The organism is Limnofasciculus baicalensis BBK-W-15, assembly GCF_024178385.1.
Lineage (GTDB): Bacteria > Cyanobacteriota > Cyanobacteriia > Cyanobacteriales > Coleofasciculaceae > Limnofasciculus > Limnofasciculus baicalensis.
The window spans coordinates 17,495-36,161 of the sequence record NZ_JAMZMM010000016.1 but is presented as its reverse complement, the minus strand read 5'-3'; the positions used below and the strand labels follow the sequence as shown (position 1 = coordinate 36,161).

Below are 18,667 nucleotides of genomic sequence, written 5' to 3'. Positions count from 1 at the left end.
GTAGTAGTAACTGAGAAGTTACATGGGACTTGCTGGACTGTTGTGGTGGATGGGGGGAAACTATTTTTTATTTCATCCTTCATACTTCATCCTTCATCCTTCATCCTTCATCCTTGAGTGGGGGGAGAGAATTTTGAGTTTTCTCCCCTGCTCCTAGCTCTCCTGCCCCTTTGCTCCCCTAGCTCCTAGCATCTTGCCTATATATTATACTACATATATAATACAAAAGCACCCGATCAGAAACCGGGTTTCTTAGAGAAACCCGGTTTCTATGTATCTCACTCACCTGCAAAGCGCTGTATAAAGCCATTCCTCACGGGAGGGAGGAATGGCTGCATAACCTTAATCCTGTCAGAGATATAACGATTTATAGATATATCCAGGGTTATTGACTGAGTTTTATCTCTTTCCCAGCCAAGAGTCTCATCCTATTTGTACCGAGTTTTATATTTATGCTAATCACTGAAAATCCTCAAAACCAAACTTGTTCAGAAATACTAGATAATCAAGCCAAAACCAGACATTTAGATAATTTACTCTTACAAGGAATAATTGAAAGCGTTTTTGAGGGTATTTTAATTTTAACTGAGGCAGGTGAATGGATTTATGCTAATGACTTTACTCGTCAAATTTGCGCCAACCTTACACCGAATCAAAACCAGCCTAAATCTGTACCTGAAGTAATCTGGCGTGTTTGTAGAGCATTAATAGAAAGCCGCAGTATCTATCCCAATCAACTCGTGATTATGGAAGACGAGGTTACTATTGATTATCGTACAAAACTGCGGATTCAGGTCCGTTGGCTCCAATTAAATGCGATGACAACTCCTTGTCTATTAGCAATTTTGGAAAACCAAGAGGAGCAGGTAGACAGAATTAAACCTAGGGTGTCTTTTTTCCCTCGGAGGGCGTTAGCCAAGCAATTCAATCGGTTTCGGTATAAGATAAATGGCTGTAGATTAAACGCGGTTTCAGGAGACGAACCCAAGTGCTAACCCTTGGCGTTAACATCGATCACATCGCCACCATTCGTCAGGCGCGGCGCACCGTCGAACCAGATCCCATTGCAGCAGCCGTATTAGCTGAATTGGCTGGTGCTGATGGCATTACCGCCCATCTGCGAGAAGATAGACGGCATATTCAAGATCGAGATATCCGCCTCTTGCGCCAAACAGTGCGGACACACTTAAATATGGAAATGGCGGCTACAGATGAAATGGTAGCGATCGCACTCGACATAAAACCAGACTACATTACCCTGGTCCCCGAAAAACGGGAAGAAGTCACCACTGAAGGAGGATTAGATGTCGCAGGGCAAAAACAGCGCCTCACTGAGGTCGTTGCTACGTTACAAAATGCAAATATTCCTGTAAGCTTATTTATCGATGCCGATCCAGCCCAAATTGATGCCTCTGCTGAAACTATGGCCAAGTTTATCGAACTCCATACGGGTTGTTATGCTGAAGCCAAAGATGAAGTGAATCGCCATCAGGAACTTGACTTATTAGCCAAGGGATGCAATAGAGCGATCGCAGCAGGTTTGCGCGTCAATGCTGGACATGGACTCACCTACTGGAATGTTTACCCTGTTGCTTCTATTCCAGGTATGGAAGAACTCAATATCGGTCACAGTATTATCGCACGAGCATCACTAATCGGTTTAGAAAGAGCAGTTCGAGAAATGAAACAAGCGATGCGAGGAAACTTGTAAATTCACCCATGGGGAATGGGGAATGGGGAGTAAAATTCAACGTCAAAAGTCCTGGGATCGATCAAAAAACCAACAACTAACAACCAACAACTAACAACCAACAACTATGAAAACTTACTACTACCTTTTAGCAAGTCAACGCTTTTTATTAGAAGAAGAACCTTTAGGAGAAGTTTTCAAAGAACGGAATAGAGACTATCATGAAAAAGGGAAAGAAATTGACTTTTGGTTAGTGAAAGAACCAGCTTTTCTAGAAGCCCCAGAAATGGCAAAAATTAAGGAACAATGCCCGGAACCTTCCGTGGCTATTCTTTCTACCAATTCCACATTTATTACTTGGTTAAAATTGCGCTTAGAATTCGTTAAAACTGGTGAATTTCAAGCTCCCTCAGATACCATTCCCGAGCCTTTAGCTTCCTTAGCCTCAGTTTCTTGAAAAACCTAACCCCCCAGCCCCCTTCCCTTCAAGGGAAGGAGGGGTAAGATTTGATGCTCCCCTCTCCTCTCAGGGCTGGGGAAGGGATAAGATCTCCCTCCTCACCCCTGTATCACTCAGCGGAAGCCATTGCCTGCATCGCTTTTGCCAATTCAGCAGCAACTAAAGGACGAGAAAATTGGGGAGGTGGTAATTCACCCCGGCGCAACATTTCCCGTACCTTAGTACCAGATAAATGAATACGTTGTTCCGGAGTGCTTGGACTAGTTTTAGAAGTACCCATCGTCTCAGTCACTTCGCAGTAGAAAGCATGTTCAAACTTTAAGGGTATAATTCCCAATTCACTTGGCTCAAATTCATCAAAAATGTATTGAGCATCATAAGTACCGTAATAGTCTCCCACACCTGCATGATCCCGTCCCACAATAAAGTGAGTGCAGCCATAATTCTTACGAATCATCGCATGGAAAATCGCTTCTCGCGGACCAGCATAGCGCATGGCGGCTGGATTAATCGCCAAAATTACGCGGTTGTGGGGGAAATAATGTTGAATCATAATTTCATAGCAACGCATCCGGATATCAGCGGGAACATCGTCACTTTTGGTAGCACCAACCAAAGGATGGAGAAACAAACCATCCACAATTTCTAGGGCACATTTGATAATATATTCATGCGCTCGGTGAATCGGATTCCGAGTTTGGAAGCCAACTATAGTTTTCCACCCTTTTTCTTGGAATTGGGCGCGAGATGTGGCTGGATCAATTTGGTATGCTGGGAAATAGGGATGGGGTTCTCGTTGTAGTAGCCAAACTGGTCCTGCTAAATTCACGTCTCCTTGGTCATAAACTACCTTAACACCAGGATGCTTTTCATCATCGGTGCGGTAAACATTGACTACTTCCCGTTTTTTATCGTATTGATATTTCTGAGTTAATTCTAGAACACCAATAAAATTGCCGCTAGGATCGTTCAGACGGATTAAGCCCCCTTCTTTCAAGGGTTGTGCTACTGCCTCATCCACCGAAAGAGTAATCGGGATAGACCAAGGTAAACTATTAGCCAGACGCATGTTTTCCACGACTGACAGGTATTCAGCTTCCTCCATGAAGCCCGTCAGTGGACTAAATGCCCCAATCGCAATCATCTGTAAATCGGAGGTGGCACGCTCGTCAAGCTGTACGCTGGGCAGGAAGTCTGCTTTGTCCAAAAATTCGGCTTTTTGTTCGGCTGTAGCAATGCGGTTGATTAATTTACCGCCGTGGGGGGCGATTCCATCTGGATGCTTACTCAAAATAATTGCCTTTCTAAAATCACTACAATTCCAACATAATCCTCTTTATAGTCAATGGCAATTATTCTATGTTAAAGATAATTTATTAGTGGCTGATAGGTTGAGCCAGTCAATATTTAAGAAAATACCCACGCGGATACCATCTCCCCGCCTCAGCGATAGGGAATATCAACGGGGGTATTGCCCTATCTGACTTAGGGAGACTAGAAGATGCGATCGCATCTAAGATGCGATCGCATCTTACGATAGAGCTATCCAAATTAAACCTGACGATCGCGCTCTGGATGATACAATTGCGATCTGCTTTGCAGCAGCGCAACGCTATCGCAGGTATTGGACTTGCCCCCAACCAAAATAAAATAAAATCTAGTTTAATCTGGCGCAGGAGTATTAACTTGAGCATATCAATCCGCGATCGCATTCGTCTGGGTTTAGCTGTTGCCGCTGCTAAAACCGTTACCTCTCTCGTGCGGCTATTGCGCTTGGGTGCTGCGAGTGTTTTACCCGGTTCGATTTCCCAGCGCATCCAACCCAAAGCCCTACCTCTGATGTTTACCCAGGTGAGGCGAGGGGTGATTCTGATTGTCGGTACTAATGGTAAAACTACCACCTCTCTGCTGTTGCGGACTATTCTGGAAAGTCAGGGTTGGCGTGTTGCCCATAATGCCGCAGGTGCTAATTTGATTAATGGGTTGGTGACAACTCTCCTGGAAAATACCAATTTAATTGGTCAGCTTAATGCTGATTATGCTATACTGGAAGTAGACGAAAATGTGCTACCCCTAGTTTTGCGTGATTGTCAGCCCAAGTTTATTTTGGGATTAAATCTATTTCGCGACCAACTAGATCGCTATGGGGAAGTGGATACGATTAGTCAACGATGGCAAAAGGCGATCGCGCCTTTACCTCCGGAAACTACTATTATTTTAAATGCTGATGACCCAACTCTATGTTATTTGGGTCAACAACTATCCCAAAATGTCAGATTTTTCGGTCTGAATGAACCGGAAGTTTACTTAGATGAAATTCCCCACGCTGTAGACTCAATTTACTGTCCTCGTTGCGGACATCCCCTTGACTACAAAGGGGTTTATCTTTCCCATTTGGGAGACTATGACTGTGCTAAATGTGGCTTTAGTAAAAGTCCCCTAGCAGTTAATAGTCCAGAATGGCCGCAAATTCTGATCGGACTCTACAATAAATATAACACCCTAGCCGCTGGTTTAGTAGCCCAAGAACTGGGGATAGATAAGGCAGCCATTTACGAGACAATTAAAAACTTCCGGGCAGCTTTCGGCAGGGCGGAAGAATTGGATGTGGGAGGTAAGCATGTGCGGATTTTGCTATCGAAAAATCCAGTAGGGATGAACGAAACTATCCGCGCTGTCTATGATATCCAAAAAGTAGGTGGGGCATCCACAAAATTAGTAGTATTAAACGATAGAACACCAGATGGTACAGATGTATCTTGGATTTGGGATGTGGATACCGAGAAGCTAGTAGAGCTAGGCGGAACGATTGTCATAAGTGGCGATCGCGTTTATGATATGGCATTGCGTCTGCGCTATAGCCAAGCTGAAGGACAACAGAATTGCCAGTTAATTATCAAAGAAGACTTACAAGAAGCAATTACCACCGCCCTGGAACAAACTCCAGCCCATGAGACTCTACATATACTGCCCACCTATTCTGCCATGTTAGAAGTGCGGGGCTTACTCACTGGTCGTCAAATTTTGTAAAGAGAGATATTATGTTAAAAATCACATCTTATATACCCGCAATTGTGTGTTTTGTTGTTGCTGCTGCACCTGCTGCTTTAGCAGATAGCCCATTGACGAGTACGCCATTTGCTAGCGTCTATCAAGACGTTCGCATAGTAAGATATACAGCAGATCGTGGAGTTGATCGTAAAGTTTTTGAAGCCCTGAGCGATCCAGATGTTCCTAATGATGTACGGGCGGCAATTGTCAATCAAATTGGTTGGTCAAATGAGCCACAAGCAAATGCTAAATTATATCTAGATTATATTGCCCGCAGTCGGAAAACTCAGCCATCACAGCTTAAGCTTTCCATCCTGACAGCAGAGGAATTAATGGCGCTAGGCTACTTGTTGGCAATGGATAATCGTTTCTCTATAATGGAACCCATTGGTGGGCGGGGACAAGTTCAACAAACTAATGCAATATCCCTCATGAATGCGGCGGAAAGGAAGGCTCCTGATGATTTTTCAGTTGCTCTAATTCGTGGCATTATTCAAGGGCAAATGGACTTTGGAGAAGGAGCTGATAATTGGTGTACTGTTTATCAAGATGTAAACGATGTGGTTCAAGAGTTCCCTGGCGATAATAATATGCGTACTGAAGCAGTGGATATTATTATGGAATATATGAACGAATATCAGTCTTACTGTACGTCTCGTTGAGGATTGTGGGGAATAATCTCATCTCAGATTAATCGATCAGAAAAAGGTAACTACCAAGTTACCTTACTCCCTCCTTACAACTGGTGGGTTATTTCCGCCAACCTGGACTAATTTTCCCGCCGCCACCAAGCCCTCACTAAGCGAATTTCATCATAATTATATTCCTCTGTCAAATATTCCCGAATCGGTTTTAGCAAATCAGCACCGACAGTTTCCATTGCTTTAATGATTACCTTTTGTCTTTCCGGCGCTACTAACCGATTTAATTCAACTGGCTGTTTCATTTCCAGCAATTCGCTGAAATGACTAATCACCGTGCTGGGGCTTAATTTGCGAGTCTGAATAATTTCTTCAATACTTAATCCTTGTTGATGGAGTTGCAGGGTAAACATGTTGCTCTGATTAGGGAGAGGCACTGGTAGTTGTTGCTCTTGACAAAATGCCCTAATTTCTGAGACAAATTGTTCTCCATACTGGGATAATTTATGAGCGCCTACACCAGAAATTTGACTAAATTCTAGAATGGTTTGAGGTTTAATTTGCGCCATTAATCTTAGGCTAGAATCAGCAAAAACCACATAAGGGGGAACAGAATTTGCATCGGCAATTTGTTTGCGCAAGCGCCGTAGTTTTTCAAATAAAATCTCCATTTCCGCCGAGCTAGTATTAATATCGACTAATGCTTTAGCAGCGGGTGTTTCGGTGATAGCAATATTAACGGAACGTTGTTTGCGCAGAATTTCCCAACTGAGTTTATTTAATTTCAAGATACGATAGCCATCGCTAGTTTCATCAACTAAGCCTTGATGTAAAAGGGAACGCCCTAGCATTTTCCATGCTTCTATGGTTTTATCTTTTCCTATGCCATAAGTAGATAATAAATGATGTCCGTATTGTTCAATTTTCTTTTTTCTCGAACCCCGCAAGACTTCTATAACGTGCATCATCCCAAATCTTTCTCCACACCGGGCTACACAAGAGAGAAACTTTTGTGCTTCTATTGTCCAATCTTCGACTGGTTTGGGATGACGACAGTTGTCGCAGTTATCGCAATTTCCGGTAAATCTTTCGCCAAAATACCTGAGTTGAATTGTGCGACGACATTCGGCTCCTTCGGCATAGTCTATGACTTGATTTAATTGCTGCCAAGCAATTTGTTGTTCTTTGGGATCTGGTTTTTGATCGATCAAATATTTGATTTTATGAATATCACCGGGACTATAAAATAAAGTACAATGGGCAGGATCTCCATCTCTTCCGGATCTGCCTGATTCTTGATAGTAACTCTCTAAATTTCGGGGTAAGTCGTAGTGAATTACAAACCGCACATCTAATTTATTAATACCCATGCCAAAGGCAACAGTTGCCACCATTACTTCTACGTCATCTCGGATAAAGCGAGTTTGATTGATTCTTCTGTCTTCATCGCTCATCCCGGCATGGTAAGGTAGAGCAGAAATACCATCATTTTGGAGTCGAAAGGCAATGTCATCTACGTTACGACGACTGAGACAGTAGACGATACCGGAGCCTTGATGATATTTAATTAGTTTTAATAATTGGTTATAGCTGTGACTTTGTTTTGGTTGAACATCGTAATAGAGGTTTGGGCGATTGAAACTGGCAATATGAATGCTCGGTTGTTTGAGCATTAATTGTTGGACAATATCCTGTTGTACTCTCTTTGTTGCTGTAGCGGTAAGAGCGAGTACAGGGATATCTGGATAGCGTTGGCGGAGTTGTTTTATTTGGCGATATTCTGGGCGAAAATCATGTCCCCATTCAGAAACACAATGGGCTTCATCAATGGCAAAGGCAGAAATACCAATTTGCGATCGCAGCATTTCTAAAAATGGTCCAAATTTCTCTCCTAGCAAGCGTTCCGGTGCAACGTATAGTAGTTTGATTTTACCATTAAGGATCGCATTTTCTCGCGATCGCACTTCATCCCAACTCAGGGTACTATTGAGAAAAGTTGCCCCAATCCCATTATCTATCAGGGCATCTACTTGATCTTGCATCAGAGAAATTAGCGGCGAAACCACTATCATTACACCAGGTTTCAGTAATGCTGGCAGTTGGAAACATAGAGATTTACCGCCCCCTGTGGGCATAATAATAAGTAAATCGCGATTTTGCAGCGCTTCTTCTACAATTTTCTCTTGTGCAAGACGAAAGGTGTCGTAACCAAAGAAATGCTTTAGTGCTTCCTCCAGGGATTGAAATTGAGACATGATAGATCGCTAGCCATGGGGATAATGGAACTATTGTATAACTATAGATGGAAGATGCCCATCTCCCACCCTTAAATTCTCCACTTAAATTCTATCATCCGATCGATCTGATTGACTGCGGAAGCGACACTTTCTTAAAGCTTGACGGAGTTGATTAACATCAAGAGGTTTACTCAGACACTCATCCATACCAACATTCAAGCATTGTTCCCGTATTTCTGGCATAGCTTCAGATGTCACAGCAATCATACAAGGACGTTCCTCTAAAGTCCATTCCTGGCAAATCTGACGTGCCACATCCAATCCTCCCATTTGAGGCATTTGCACATCTGTTAACAGAACATCATAATGTTTTTGACGGAGAGCTTGTAAAGCCTCCAATCCATTGATTGCCAAATCAACCATATATCCCATCGCTTGTAAGATTCGCATCGCTACCGTGCGATCGATTAATTGATCGTCAGCAATTAATATTTGTAGTTTGAGAGCTTCCTCTAAATGGTTTTTATCATCAGTTTTAGCATTTATTTGTTCATTTTTATCGGGATCTTGCCCCAGAAGACTAAGCCAAATATTGACCAGTTGAACTGATGGAATCGATTGAATTGGAGACGCTGCAATATTAACCATATCGATCCTATTCATTTTAGATCTTTAGTCTTGATTAGTGGGGATCGCATTCCTTATCAGCTAAACTGGTAATCCATCATACCTGAATAGCTAGTTGGCTTGTCATCGATCCTGAAAATATACTAACCCAGAAAATACCCGGCAGTTACCTAATCAACGATTAGGAAATAGGTTAGGATTTTAATTAGGTACTTTACAACTATCCACGGCAATGTCATTTACACCTGAAGAGCAGTTTCCACAAGCAGCAGCAGACTGGGATTTAGAAAGGCTGTACAAAAATCTGGCAGTTGCCAAACGAGAAGTAGCACCTCACAAAAGAAGTGGGCTGACTCCGGTGGAAAAATGTCATTTACGCGGATTGCTTTGTGGCTATAATCCAGAGGAGATTGCCGAAAAGCTTTGTAAAACTCCTGGGGGAGTTACAGTTGATTTATCCAACACTTTATATCGATACACAGAACAACTGACAGGAAGAGAACAAAATACACTTAACAACTGGAGAGATATTATTGATTGGTTGGAAGAAGCCGGATATAGACTTCCTGAGCCGACTCAAACATATATTGACAGCTTAGTACAAAACCTTAGAGAGAAGGTAAGTCCCCTGATTCGACAGCGGTGCGGTACGATGCGGGTGTTGGATATGACTCAGCCTATTGGGTTAGGTGACATCTACACCAAGGTCAAAATTTTACAAAAAATCACTGGCAGGAGACGGCTAGATATTGCTGATTTGTTGAAACGCTTCGATCTTGAATCACAAAACTTCGATCACCTAGGATTATGCAGCATTACCACAGAAAGGTTGTCAGGAATAAGAGCAGTGAAGAGTTATCCCAAGCTGATGGTTTTGGGTAAACCAGGTTCTGGGAAAACGACTTTTCTTAAGTATTTGGCTATTCAGTGTAGCTTGGGAAATTTATTAAATAATCGAGTGCCAATTTTCATGACAATCAGAGATTTTGCCCAAGCAACAAATCAACCCACTTGCTCTGAATTTATTACCGATCTTCTCTCTAATTATGGTGTAATTACTAATCAAATTAATCATATATTAACGGAGGGGAAGGCTTTGATTCTCCTTGATGGCTTAGATGAAGTTAGAGAAGAAGATGCGATGAGAGTGATTACGGAAATTCGTAATTTTTCCGAGAGGTATCACACCAATCAATTTGTTATTACCTGCCGAATTGCTGCCAATGATTATACCTTTGAACAATTTACAGAAGTAGAAGTTGCTGATTTTAATAACGAACAGATCAAAACATTTGTTACAAAGTGGTTCGATCTCAAATCCAATTCAGAAGTAAGGTTTCAGGAAGCGACAATAGCCCCTACACTTGAATCTGTTTCTCCCAGAATGACAGAGGAAGCGGAACGCTTTATCCAACAGCTACAAGCTAATCCGCCCATTAAAGAACTTGCTACCAATCCGCTACTATTGACATTACTCTGTTTAGAATTTGAAGATTCTGGCGACTTTCCTGCGGATCGAGCCGAATTATACAAGCGAGGCATTACTACGCTATTAGTTAAATGGGATGCAAAACGCGGGATTGTACGGGATCGGGTTTACAGCAAGCTATCAGTACAGCGCAAACAAGATTTACTCAGCCAGATTGCTCTAACAACTTTTGAACGGAAGGATTACTTGTTTAAACAACAGCTTGTTGAGCGCTATATTGCTGAGTACATTTGCAATTTACCCGACGCTAATACAGATCCAGAAGCATTGCAACTAGATAGTGAGGCAGTACTAAAATCAATAGAAGCGCAGCACGGATTATTGGTAGAGCGTGCTAGGAGTATTTACTCTTTTTCTCATCTTACATTTCACGAATACTTCACTGCACGAAAGATTGTTACTAGTTCCGAACCGCAGGCGATGGAGACATCGTTGCAATCTTTGGTTAGTCATATCACAGAGAAAAGCTGGCGAGAAGTATTTTTACTAACAGTGGGAATGTTGCCGTCTACTGATTATCTATTACAATTAATGAAACAACAGATTGATGGACTAGTTGCTAACAGCCAAACCTTGCAAGAGTTATTGAGGTGGGTTAGGGAGAAATCCCTTTCGGTGAAAGTTCCCTATAAGCCAGCCGCTGTTAGGGCATTTTACTTTGAGCTAGCCTGTCATTCTTATCTCTGGAAGAGTAGCACTTTTTACATTGATGCTGATTTAATGAGTGCCCTTGACAATCACTTATTTACTCTAATGATGTTGGGTAATTCCCGTACTTTAGATATTGGTGTTGATGCTTTTTTGAGCCTAACTTACGAGCGCAGTCAGATACTTCATCTAGAATATACTAGCAGTATATATGCCTTTAAGGGGGCATTTTTACTAAGCTGCGATCGCGCTCTTACAATCGACTCTTCTTTAGGGGAATCGCTGCAACACCTCAAGCAGCAACTTCCAAATCTAGATGAAAATGAGTGGAGATTTAAAGAGTGGTGGAAATTTAACGGTTTCCGTTGGACTCAGCAATTATCAGCAGTAATGATTTCCCATCGCAATATTGGTCACAATTGGCAGTTTAACCCACAGGAGAAAGAGTTATTGAGACAGTATTATGATGCCAATAAGTTATTAGTCGATTGTCTCAATAGTGATTGTTATGTAAGCCGTGAGGTTAGACAGGAAATTGAGGATACCCTATTGTTGCCAATTGCGGAAATTAATAACAGAGGAAGATGATAGATTAAATAATTAATATCGCTATTCTTCCCCATTACCCACTCCCCACTCCCCACTCCAAAAAACCCATTCCCCACTCCCCTTCATTGATTCTCATTCAGCGGCAAAAACTCTTTAGTTTCAGAGGAATATTTCCAAGCAATGCCATCGGGATCTTTACTTTTACTCCAGTCACTAAAGTCTGAATCTGATTTCCGTTTACCAACAGTACTGGAATGAACATCAAGTCGTTTAGCTAGTTCAGATTGAATCAGAGATTGAGGAATTTCATTTGCTACTTCTGGTTCATTTTCCTCTAATTGATCGTCATCATCGCTAAACAAGTGTTTCTTAACTTGTGTGAGAAAATCACCTTCTTGCTTAATCTTCTCGATTGAGTATGCCCTTTCCAATTCATTTCCATCATCCTCATCACCAAACAATTTTTGCTTTACTTGTGTGAGGAAATCGCCTTGGCTCTCAACTGAATCGATTACTGAATCGATTGAGTAGGTACTTGCCAATTCACTTCCTTCACTCACCTCATCCGAATCGCTCAGAATATCAACCAATTTTGGTGCTTGATTAGTTAGGGATTCACGCTCTCTATCCAAGGGTGGTTCGCTGCTTTCAAAGAGGCTACCCAAAGCACTAGCTGTGAGGAAGTAATAGACAGTACCTTTATCTTCGTAGACTTGACGTTTAGCACCAAATTCTTCTGCTTTTTTATTCAGATATACTTCTGCCGCAGCCCCAGATATCCGAGCTTTCATTGCCAAATCCAAAGCTGTCAGGCAACCCTGATTATCTTTAATCAGTTGATTGAAGAAGGGATTGACTTCTTGACTCCATTGTCGCCATTGATATTGCTGCCAAACTTTAATAATAATAGTTACGATTAACAGCGCCAACAGATAAGGCCAAGCTTCAAACAGCACAATAGCGGCAAAAGCGACGGGGAGTAGGAGAATGAGAATACCGTTGGCGCTGTTATCAATTACTTTTCCAGTCATGTCATGTTTGTTTTACTAAAGATTTCAACGGAAGAGAATCCGGGGCGGGTTTGGGTATCTCGTCAAGCAGAAACACTGCTCGATTAACCTGTTCAACCCGCCCTGATAGAAGTTCAGGAGCAAAAAAGCATTTTATGAGAAGTGGGTGATGCTACAAGAGTAAAGAATTGATAACTTTTGTAACTTTTGTAACTTCTGCAACTCCTGACTATTCTCATCTTATTGTGAATTGGGACAATAATCACCGCGATCGCACTTTCGGCTAGACTCAGCTTACTCAAATCCAGCCGTTTAAACATTACACCGCAGAAACCCGGTTTCGCCGAAGTTACCGGGTTTCTCTCCACCTCACTCAACTAAGAAGCACTTTAGGCTAGACTCAGGTTACTCAAATCCAGCCGCTTAAACATTGCCAACCGCGCTTGCTGGGCTAAAGTATCGTCTAGTGAGGTTAAAGACACAGGGGTTTGATACTTCTGTTGCAGCGCCGTCTGAATCAGCCAATCTGCGAGAAAAGGATTCTTGGGTAACAGGGGACCGTGGGAATATGTAGCGATCGCATTGCGATAAAATGCTCCCTCTGTGCCATCTTCCCCATTATTCCCGTACCCTTTTAGCACTTTACCCAGGGCTTGCACCTTTCCCAAAAAAGTCCGACCGCCGTGATTCTCAAAACCAATTACAATCGGTTTTGTCCCCAGCATCGCTTCTAAATCTTGAGCTAAAGGTGAGGCTGTCAGCTCAAATACTACATTACCAATACAGCGACGGGCATCGGGTCCTGGATGCTTACTGACAAAATCCAACAAACCTAACCCCTCAATCCGCTGACCTAGAGCAGGTTCGTAATAGTGTCCCAGAAGTTGGGGCGCACCGCAAGTAAAGACACCGGGTGTTCCCTCCTCAATTTTTGCCCGTAGAGCATCAGCTTTTGCCCCCCGTAAATCCCGCATCACAATTTCCTGCTGTCTATCTTGTGCCCCACCACCGACAAAGATATCGGCTTGGTGAATTTGTTCACAGGAGGTTTGCTGATCCAGAGGTATAATTTTTACACCAATACCCCGCCACTGGGCGCGTTTTTGTAATGAGATGGCATTTCCGCGATCGCCGTAGGTACTCATTAAGGTGGGATAGAGCCAGCCAATGGTTAGTTCGAGTTGTTCTAGATTCATTGATTTTAGGATATTTCTCTATTTCAAAGTCTAATTAGTCGCAATGGTGCGCTAGCGGAGCATAACGCACTACAGATAGAGGTTTTGCGTAAGTCTGATGTTTTTTTTACGTCTATTTCCTTGCTTTCTCTTGCAAACGCCCCTCCAAAAGATCTAATAAAGTATCAACATCCTTACCAACTTCCTGAAAAGAAACAGAAGGAGAGGGGTTCGGTTCGAACTGAATCACTTTAATTTGGTCATTACCAATTCCAATAATCAAAACATCCTTATCGGGTTGATGATTATCGACAATTCCCAATATTTCCTGAAGATAATTATCAACATTTTGATTTAATTTTTCAATGGCTGATTTGGGGCAAAAGACAAAATGGGGCGTGGGTTGCAAATCAATACCCAAAGTCTCATCACTTTCCCCCTTCTCCAAAAATAACCCCCACGACAAAGCCGCCAATTCTTGCTGATTCTCCTTCACAAATCGAGCCAGTTGCCCTTTCCATCTATCTTCTGCTCTTTCCGGTTGAGGTTGACCAAACATCATCATACTCTACATTCCCTAATTCCAATAAATAAAAACCTCATCCCCCCACCCAAATATAACAACAACCCTTTGCGCCCTTTGCGCCAAACTTTGCGCTCTACTCTGACGAGAAGCCGCTGCGCGTCTATGCGTTAAAATAACCAATCTCGCAACCAACAAGCTAACTTATTTCAAACCAGACTGTACCCGCCAAAGCATCCCATAAATCCCATCTCGCACCAACAATTCATCATGAGTGCCCCACTCTACTAACTTACCCCGATCCATCACATAAATGCAATCGGAATTTCTGATCGTAGAAAGACGATGTGCGATCGCAATTGTAGTCCGATTTTGAGTAATTTTCTCCAGAGAGCGGACAATTGCGGCTTCTGTCTCATTATCTACTGCCGAAGTCGCTTCATCAAGAATGAGAATTGGCGGATTTTTCAATATAGCGCGGGCAAGGGCAAGTCGCTGCTGCTGCCCCCCCGATAATTTCTGTCCTCTTTCTCCGACAATAGTATCGTAACCTTGGGGCAATTTACTAATAAATTCATGAGCTTCGGCAATCTCTGCGGCGGCGATTATTTCTGGCAAAGTTGCCTCAAAACTACCATAAGCGATATTTTCTTTTACTGTACCGTGAAATAGGAATACATCTTGACTGACTAAACCAATGGCTCGGCGCAAATCGGTTAGTTGAAGCTGTCTGATATCAATATTATCGAGACTTATCGCACCATCTTCTATTTCATACAGCCTCAATAATAATTTCACTAGGGTACTTTTACCAGAGCCAGTTGCACCGACAATAGCAACAGTTTTACCTGCGGGAATCTGGAGGGAAAGATTTTGAATAACTGGCTCTCTTCCTTGATAGGCAAAGCTCACATTTTCAAATACCAACTCACCTTGAACTTGATTTATCGGTAAGGATATATCTCCAGAGTGCATGGCAATGGGAGTATCTAATAAATTCATTACCCTTGTTGTCGAAGCCATCGCCCGTTGATAGAGATCCATAGTTTCTCCCAATCTGGTTAAAGGCCAAAGTAATCGCTGGGTAATAAATACTAACATACTGTAAGTTCCCACTGCCAAATTACCAGCAACTACTTCCATGCCACCATAGAGCATAATACTGGTAAAACCAAATAAAATGAAGGTTCTAATTAGGGGGACAAATGCGGCAGAAAGTGCGATCGCATGGCGGTTACTTTGGCGATATGCGTCACTTTGGGCGGCGATGCGCTGGGCTTCATAAGCTTCAGCCGTAAAGCTTTTAATTGTGGTAATACCTGTTAAATTATTCGCTAATTGTCCGTTCATTAAGCTCACTTTTTCCCGGACATTAGCATATCTAGGGGCAAGGCGACGCTGAAATGCGAAGGAACCCCAAATGATAAAAGGCATGGGTAGCATCGCCATCCAAGCTACACTGGGAGTAGAAATAAAGAAGATGGCACCAATAATAAGCACGCTGGCGGATACTTGAAGTATTTCATTCGCACCCACATCGAGAAAACGCTCTAGTTGATTGATATCATCGCTCAAGATAGACATCAATCCACCTGTACTGTTATCCTCAAAATAAGCTAATTCTAAAGATTGCAAATGCTCGTAAGCATCTAAACGTAATTCGTGCTGAATTGTTTGGGCTAAATTGCGCCACAGTCTGGCATAAGCATATTCAAATACTGATTCTAAGCCCCAGATAATGAAACTGAGGATACTGAGAATTACAAGTTGCCCAAAGACATCAGTAACTCCTAATTTTCCAATCAATGAATTTTCTTTCTGCACCACTACATCTACTGCTGCGCCGATTAAGGCGGGAGGTGCTAAATCAAAGATTTTATTGAGAATTGAGCAAACTGTTGCTTGCCAGATTTGGGTGCGATAGTTTTGCCCGTAATTAATTAAACGCCGGAGGGGAGGCGTTGATTGTGGTAGATTTTGTCTGGTTTTAGACTGATTTATTGATTTCTTCAACATACAAATAACCTCTGATGGCATCCCGAATATTTGCAACTGCCTCATCCAATGTTTTTCCCTGACTTAAACAACCTGGCAAGGCAGGCACTTCCGCTACATAGCCTTGGTATTCTGGATCGAAGGTGAAAATTACCTGAAATTTCATTATATTTTATCCTCTGCGGGTTTCATATTTTTGTTTCCAGTCTCAGAATTATTCCCTGAAGCTGAGATCTTCTCCTCACATTCGGGGATCGGAAATCTCAAGGATTATTTCCCATAAAAAATCCTCTAAACCCTACCGCGATTAAAGAACCCCCTAAGAGTGTTATCAATGTCCAAACCTGATTTTTTTGCGTTCCTTCTATTTTTTCGACTCTTTTATCTAAGTTATTTAGGCTGGTAATGCAGGTGGCTACTTCTACAGTGAGTTTATCGATTTTATCATCCAGCTTGTCGATTCTCTCATCGAGTTTATCTATCTTCCTTTCTATGCGGCTTAAGACTTCCTCTAATGAATAGGTGACTGTAATAGGTGTCTGACTCATCTGTTTTACTCCAGTTACAATATTTTCCTATATTATATGATAATTTCCAATAACTAACTTGAATTGTACCCAATTATTCTCCAATAATACATCTGAGAATATATTCTTCTAATACTTGTCGATTGCCCTGACTATATGCTTCAATTGCCTCATTATATAATGGATAATTCGGTCGAGGATGGATAGGAAATTGAAGAGGCAAATAACCATAACGACCTAAAATTGCCCAGAGAATAAACCTAGCAGCATGTCCATTTCCATTGGCATAAGGATGAATCAATAGCACTATATAAAATACCTTACAGGCAAAGACAACAGTATTCAGTAGTTTGTCTTCTGGGGATATTTCTGAATCGGGGATTTGATGGGTAGCATCTAATAATTTAATCCCTTCTCTAATTTCTTTCGCCAATACCTCCATTTGTCCTACTACAATAGAGGCAGAAAAACCGACAGATGGATTTTCTTTGATAATCACTTCATAGTGTTTCAGACAGCGAAAGTCTTCGCCACGATAATGCCCTGCAAAATAAACTTCTTCCCTAGGAGTTAATAGACTGAATAAATAGCTATGGATTGAACGGGAATCTGCTGCACTTTCTAGCAAATCCAAAGTTTGCTCGTAGAGTGCCACGAGAACATCTTTAGTTCGTTTCTTGAGAATTTCCTCTCGCTTTGGATGATGGGAATATTCCCAAGTAGGACAATCCAACTGGTGCATTATAATTGGAAAAAGGGGAACAGGGAATCAGTTAAATATATCTATTGCAAAATCTATAGCTGAACTATATATTAGGGTGCGTTACATAAAGCACCCTAAAGCACCCTATAGATAGCCTAGCCTATTAACTCCTAATTCCAGTATAACTAATCGACTATACTTGCCACATCCTCAGCTAGCCGACTTAGCATAATTCTAAAATCTTGCTGGCGGCGCTGCCTCAAGGAAATTAAAGCTTTGCTAGCAAGTTGCCGTTGCTGGGGAGAGGTGCGGATGGGTTGGAATAATTGTAATTGGTGCAAAATTTCTGAGATATCTAGCTGCGGCGGTTGAAACCAGTAATCGAGGGGAAGAGGCTGGTTTCTGTCTAAGACGAGAGGAGTGGTTGCTTTCCCTCCCTCTCCTGGAGAAAATAGTCGGAGGCTTGGGGAATCAAACTTCCTACCGAATGGGAATATAGGGTTATGATAGTCCACCTCTGGAGTAGTATCCCGGTTCATAATGTCACCTCTGGATTTGATCCTTTAATTTTGCCACAGTTGACCCATAAAAGATACAATAACGTTTAAAAAATTATTGTATCAAGAGTGAATACACCCAGTCACGCTATCCTCAACCTTACCCTATTGAGTCAATCCCAATCCATACCATTGGCGCTACCAATTGCCTTTGGTGCTGTCTTGCCGGATGCGCCAATTTTTGTTTTGTACTTCTGGGCAAAATTAGTTCGTCGCCAACCGGAAGGCCAAATTTGGAGCGAAACTTATGGACTACCATTTTGGCAAAATCTTGTCGCCGCTTTTCATTCTATCCCTTTAGCACTAATGGGAATTGCCATGGCTCATTACTGGGGATGGCATTCAGGAGAAATTATTTTTTTGAGTATGATATTTCATTCTCTATTAGATCTTCCAGTTCACAATCACGACGCGCACCGACATTTTTTCCCTTTCACCAATTACCGTTTTATTAGTCCGCTTTCTTATTGGGATCGGCAGCATTATGGTGAAATTGTATCATTTGTTGAAAAACTTTTGGTGTTGGGGGCTACTATTTATATATTCCCAGCTATTGATTCTTGGTTGGGGAAAGGGCTACTGATTGCGGTTAATCTATTTTATTGGCTGATTTTCCTGTATTTTCGAGTTTTGCGATCGCGGTTGGCTGGAAATGTGGAATAGCGCAAATAGTTACTCTCTTCCCGCTGTAAGAATGTACTCCCACAGAGCTAAAACCAAGATGTTGAGTGGGTTGATTTATCATGGTTTTTTATATTATCAACGTGAGTATTTAACAGATATGC

Annotated in this window: 19 protein-coding genes; 7 read left to right on the top strand and 12 right to left on the bottom strand. The window is 42.0% G+C overall.

Annotation, left to right across the window (positions count from 1 at the left end; all coding sequences use genetic code 11):
- Positions 1 to 452: 452 nt before the first annotated feature.
- The 3 genes from NJ959_RS03275 (at position 453) to NJ959_RS03265 (ending at position 2,147) form a co-directional block, all read left to right on the top strand.
- Positions 453 to 995: a hypothetical protein gene (locus NJ959_RS03275; protein ID WP_254010317.1), complete on the top strand. Its 543-nt coding sequence runs from the start codon at positions 453 to 455 to the stop codon at positions 993 to 995.
- Complete coding sequence (locus tag NJ959_RS03270) at positions 989 to 1,711, top strand: pyridoxine 5'-phosphate synthase (protein ID WP_254010316.1); 723 nt, start codon at positions 989 to 991, stop codon at positions 1,709 to 1,711. The genes NJ959_RS03275 and NJ959_RS03270 overlap by 7 nt, the downstream gene beginning before the upstream one ends.
- A gap of 106 nt (positions 1,712 to 1,817) precedes the next feature.
- Entirely contained in the window at positions 1,818 to 2,147 is a 330-nt protein-coding gene (locus NJ959_RS03265) for an MgPME-cyclase complex family protein (protein WP_254010315.1), read from the top strand.
- A 112-nt stretch (positions 2,148 to 2,259) separates the two neighbouring features.
- Here NJ959_RS03265 and sat read toward each other — a convergent pair whose 3' ends face one another.
- Together sat and NJ959_RS03255 are read right to left on the bottom strand one after the other, a co-directional pair.
- Entirely contained in the window at positions 2,260 to 3,441 is a 1,182-nt protein-coding gene (sat, locus tag NJ959_RS03260; RefSeq protein WP_254010314.1) for a sulfate adenylyltransferase, read from the bottom strand.
- Between the two features lie 109 nt (positions 3,442 to 3,550).
- Positions 3,551 to 3,844, bottom strand: a complete 294-nt coding sequence (locus NJ959_RS03255) for a hypothetical protein (RefSeq protein ID WP_254010313.1) — start codon at positions 3,842 to 3,844, stop codon at positions 3,551 to 3,553.
- Here NJ959_RS03255 and NJ959_RS03250 point away from each other — a divergent pair.
- Positions 3,843 to 5,180, top strand: a complete 1,338-nt coding sequence (locus tag NJ959_RS03250; protein WP_373693593.1) for a MurT ligase domain-containing protein — start codon at positions 3,843 to 3,845, stop codon at positions 5,178 to 5,180. The genes NJ959_RS03255 and NJ959_RS03250 overlap by 2 nt on opposite strands.
- A gap of 11 nt (positions 5,181 to 5,191) precedes the next feature.
- Complete coding sequence (locus tag NJ959_RS03245) at positions 5,192 to 5,863, top strand: hypothetical protein (RefSeq protein WP_254010311.1); 672 nt, start codon at positions 5,192 to 5,194, stop codon at positions 5,861 to 5,863.
- 107 nt (positions 5,864 to 5,970) lie between these two features.
- Here NJ959_RS03245 and recQ read toward each other — a convergent pair whose 3' ends face one another.
- Positions 5,971 to 8,097, bottom strand: a complete 2,127-nt coding sequence (recQ, locus tag NJ959_RS03240) for a DNA helicase RecQ (protein WP_254010310.1) — start codon at positions 8,095 to 8,097, stop codon at positions 5,971 to 5,973.
- 84 nt (positions 8,098 to 8,181) lie between these two features.
- A complete protein-coding gene (locus tag NJ959_RS03235; RefSeq protein ID WP_254010309.1) occupies positions 8,182 to 8,742 on the bottom strand; it encodes a response regulator in 561 nt (186 codons plus the stop codon).
- Between the two features lie 196 nt (positions 8,743 to 8,938).
- Here NJ959_RS03235 and NJ959_RS03230 point away from each other — a divergent pair, with 196 nt between their 5' ends.
- Entirely contained in the window at positions 8,939 to 11,431 is a 2,493-nt protein-coding gene (locus NJ959_RS03230; protein WP_254010308.1) for an NACHT domain-containing protein, read from the top strand.
- Between the two features lie 83 nt (positions 11,432 to 11,514).
- Here the strand turns inward: NJ959_RS03230 and NJ959_RS03225 are convergent, their stop codons facing one another.
- From NJ959_RS03225 to NJ959_RS03190, 8 genes are all read right to left on the bottom strand, one after another.
- Positions 11,515 to 12,423, bottom strand: coding sequence for a hypothetical protein (locus tag NJ959_RS03225; protein WP_254010307.1), 909 nt, complete (start codon positions 12,421 to 12,423; stop codon positions 11,515 to 11,517).
- 368 nt (positions 12,424 to 12,791) lie between these two features.
- Positions 12,792 to 13,598 carry a type 1 glutamine amidotransferase gene (locus tag NJ959_RS03220; protein ID WP_254010306.1) on the bottom strand — a complete coding sequence of 269 codons (807 nt, stop codon included), beginning with the start codon at positions 13,596 to 13,598 and terminating at the stop codon, positions 12,792 to 12,794.
- A 112-nt stretch (positions 13,599 to 13,710) separates the two neighbouring features.
- On the bottom strand, positions 13,711 to 14,139 hold the full coding sequence (ccmS, locus tag NJ959_RS03215) for a beta-carboxysome assembly chaperone CcmS (protein WP_373693592.1): 429 nt from the start codon (positions 14,137 to 14,139) through the stop codon (positions 13,711 to 13,713).
- Positions 14,140 to 14,304: 165 nt separating this feature from the next.
- Positions 14,305 to 16,116, bottom strand: a complete 1,812-nt coding sequence (locus tag NJ959_RS03210; protein ID WP_254010304.1) for an ABC transporter ATP-binding protein — start codon at positions 16,114 to 16,116, stop codon at positions 14,305 to 14,307.
- Complete coding sequence (locus tag NJ959_RS03205) at positions 16,088 to 16,261, bottom strand: type II toxin-antitoxin system HicB family antitoxin (RefSeq protein WP_254010303.1); 174 nt, start codon at positions 16,259 to 16,261, stop codon at positions 16,088 to 16,090. The genes NJ959_RS03210 and NJ959_RS03205 overlap by 29 nt, the downstream gene beginning before the upstream one ends.
- Before the next feature lie 97 nt (positions 16,262 to 16,358).
- Entirely contained in the window at positions 16,359 to 16,643 is a 285-nt protein-coding gene (locus NJ959_RS03200; RefSeq protein ID WP_254010302.1) for a hemolysin XhlA family protein, read from the bottom strand.
- Positions 16,644 to 16,716: 73 nt separating this feature from the next.
- Positions 16,717 to 17,364, bottom strand: a complete 648-nt coding sequence (locus NJ959_RS03195) for a Fic family protein (RefSeq protein ID WP_254010301.1) — start codon at positions 17,362 to 17,364, stop codon at positions 16,717 to 16,719.
- Positions 17,365 to 17,510: 146 nt separating this feature from the next.
- A complete protein-coding gene (locus NJ959_RS03190; RefSeq protein ID WP_254010300.1) occupies positions 17,511 to 17,864 on the bottom strand; it encodes a hypothetical protein in 354 nt (117 codons plus the stop codon).
- An 87-nt stretch (positions 17,865 to 17,951) separates the two neighbouring features.
- On the opposite strand from NJ959_RS03190, the gene NJ959_RS03185 reads away from it, so the two are divergent.
- Positions 17,952 to 18,545 carry a hypothetical protein gene (locus NJ959_RS03185; protein WP_254010299.1) on the top strand — a complete coding sequence of 198 codons (594 nt, stop codon included), beginning with the start codon at positions 17,952 to 17,954 and terminating at the stop codon, positions 18,543 to 18,545.
- The last annotated feature ends 122 nt before the right edge of the window (positions 18,546 to 18,667 follow it).

Excerpts from the sequence above, each read along its gene's own strand:
- NJ959_RS03190 (WP_254010300.1), bottom strand. The coding sequence starts at position 17,864 with ATGAACCGGGATACTACTCCAGAGGTGGACTATCATAACCCTATATTC.
- NJ959_RS03275 (WP_254010317.1), top strand. The coding sequence starts at position 453 with ATGCTAATCACTGAAAATCCTCAAAACCAAACTTGTTCAGAAATACTA.
- NJ959_RS03235 (WP_254010309.1), bottom strand. The coding sequence starts at position 8,742 with ATGAATAGGATCGATATGGTTAATATTGCAGCGTCTCCAATTCAATCG.
- NJ959_RS03245 (WP_254010311.1), top strand. The coding sequence starts at position 5,192 with ATGTTAAAAATCACATCTTATATACCCGCAATTGTGTGTTTTGTTGTT.
- NJ959_RS03205 (WP_254010303.1), bottom strand. The coding sequence starts at position 16,261 with ATGAAATTTCAGGTAATTTTCACCTTCGATCCAGAATACCAAGGCTAT.
- NJ959_RS03220 (WP_254010306.1), bottom strand. The coding sequence starts at position 13,598 with ATGAATCTAGAACAACTCGAACTAACCATTGGCTGGCTCTATCCCACC.
- ccmS (WP_373693592.1), bottom strand. The coding sequence starts at position 14,139 with ATGATGTTTGGTCAACCTCAACCGGAAAGAGCAGAAGATAGATGGAAA.
- NJ959_RS03255 (WP_254010313.1), bottom strand. The coding sequence starts at position 3,844 with ATGCTCAAGTTAATACTCCTGCGCCAGATTAAACTAGATTTTATTTTA.
- NJ959_RS03210 (WP_254010304.1), bottom strand. The coding sequence starts at position 16,116 with ATGTTGAAGAAATCAATAAATCAGTCTAAAACCAGACAAAATCTACCA.
- NJ959_RS03265 (WP_254010315.1), top strand. The coding sequence starts at position 1,818 with ATGAAAACTTACTACTACCTTTTAGCAAGTCAACGCTTTTTATTAGAA.
- NJ959_RS03195 (WP_254010301.1), bottom strand. The coding sequence starts at position 17,364 with ATGCACCAGTTGGATTGTCCTACTTGGGAATATTCCCATCATCCAAAG.
- recQ (WP_254010310.1), bottom strand. The coding sequence starts at position 8,097 with ATGTCTCAATTTCAATCCCTGGAGGAAGCACTAAAGCATTTCTTTGGT.
- NJ959_RS03225 (WP_254010307.1), bottom strand. The coding sequence starts at position 12,423 with ATGACTGGAAAAGTAATTGATAACAGCGCCAACGGTATTCTCATTCTC.
- NJ959_RS03200 (WP_254010302.1), bottom strand. The coding sequence starts at position 16,643 with ATGAGTCAGACACCTATTACAGTCACCTATTCATTAGAGGAAGTCTTA.
- NJ959_RS03230 (WP_254010308.1), top strand. The coding sequence starts at position 8,939 with ATGTCATTTACACCTGAAGAGCAGTTTCCACAAGCAGCAGCAGACTGG.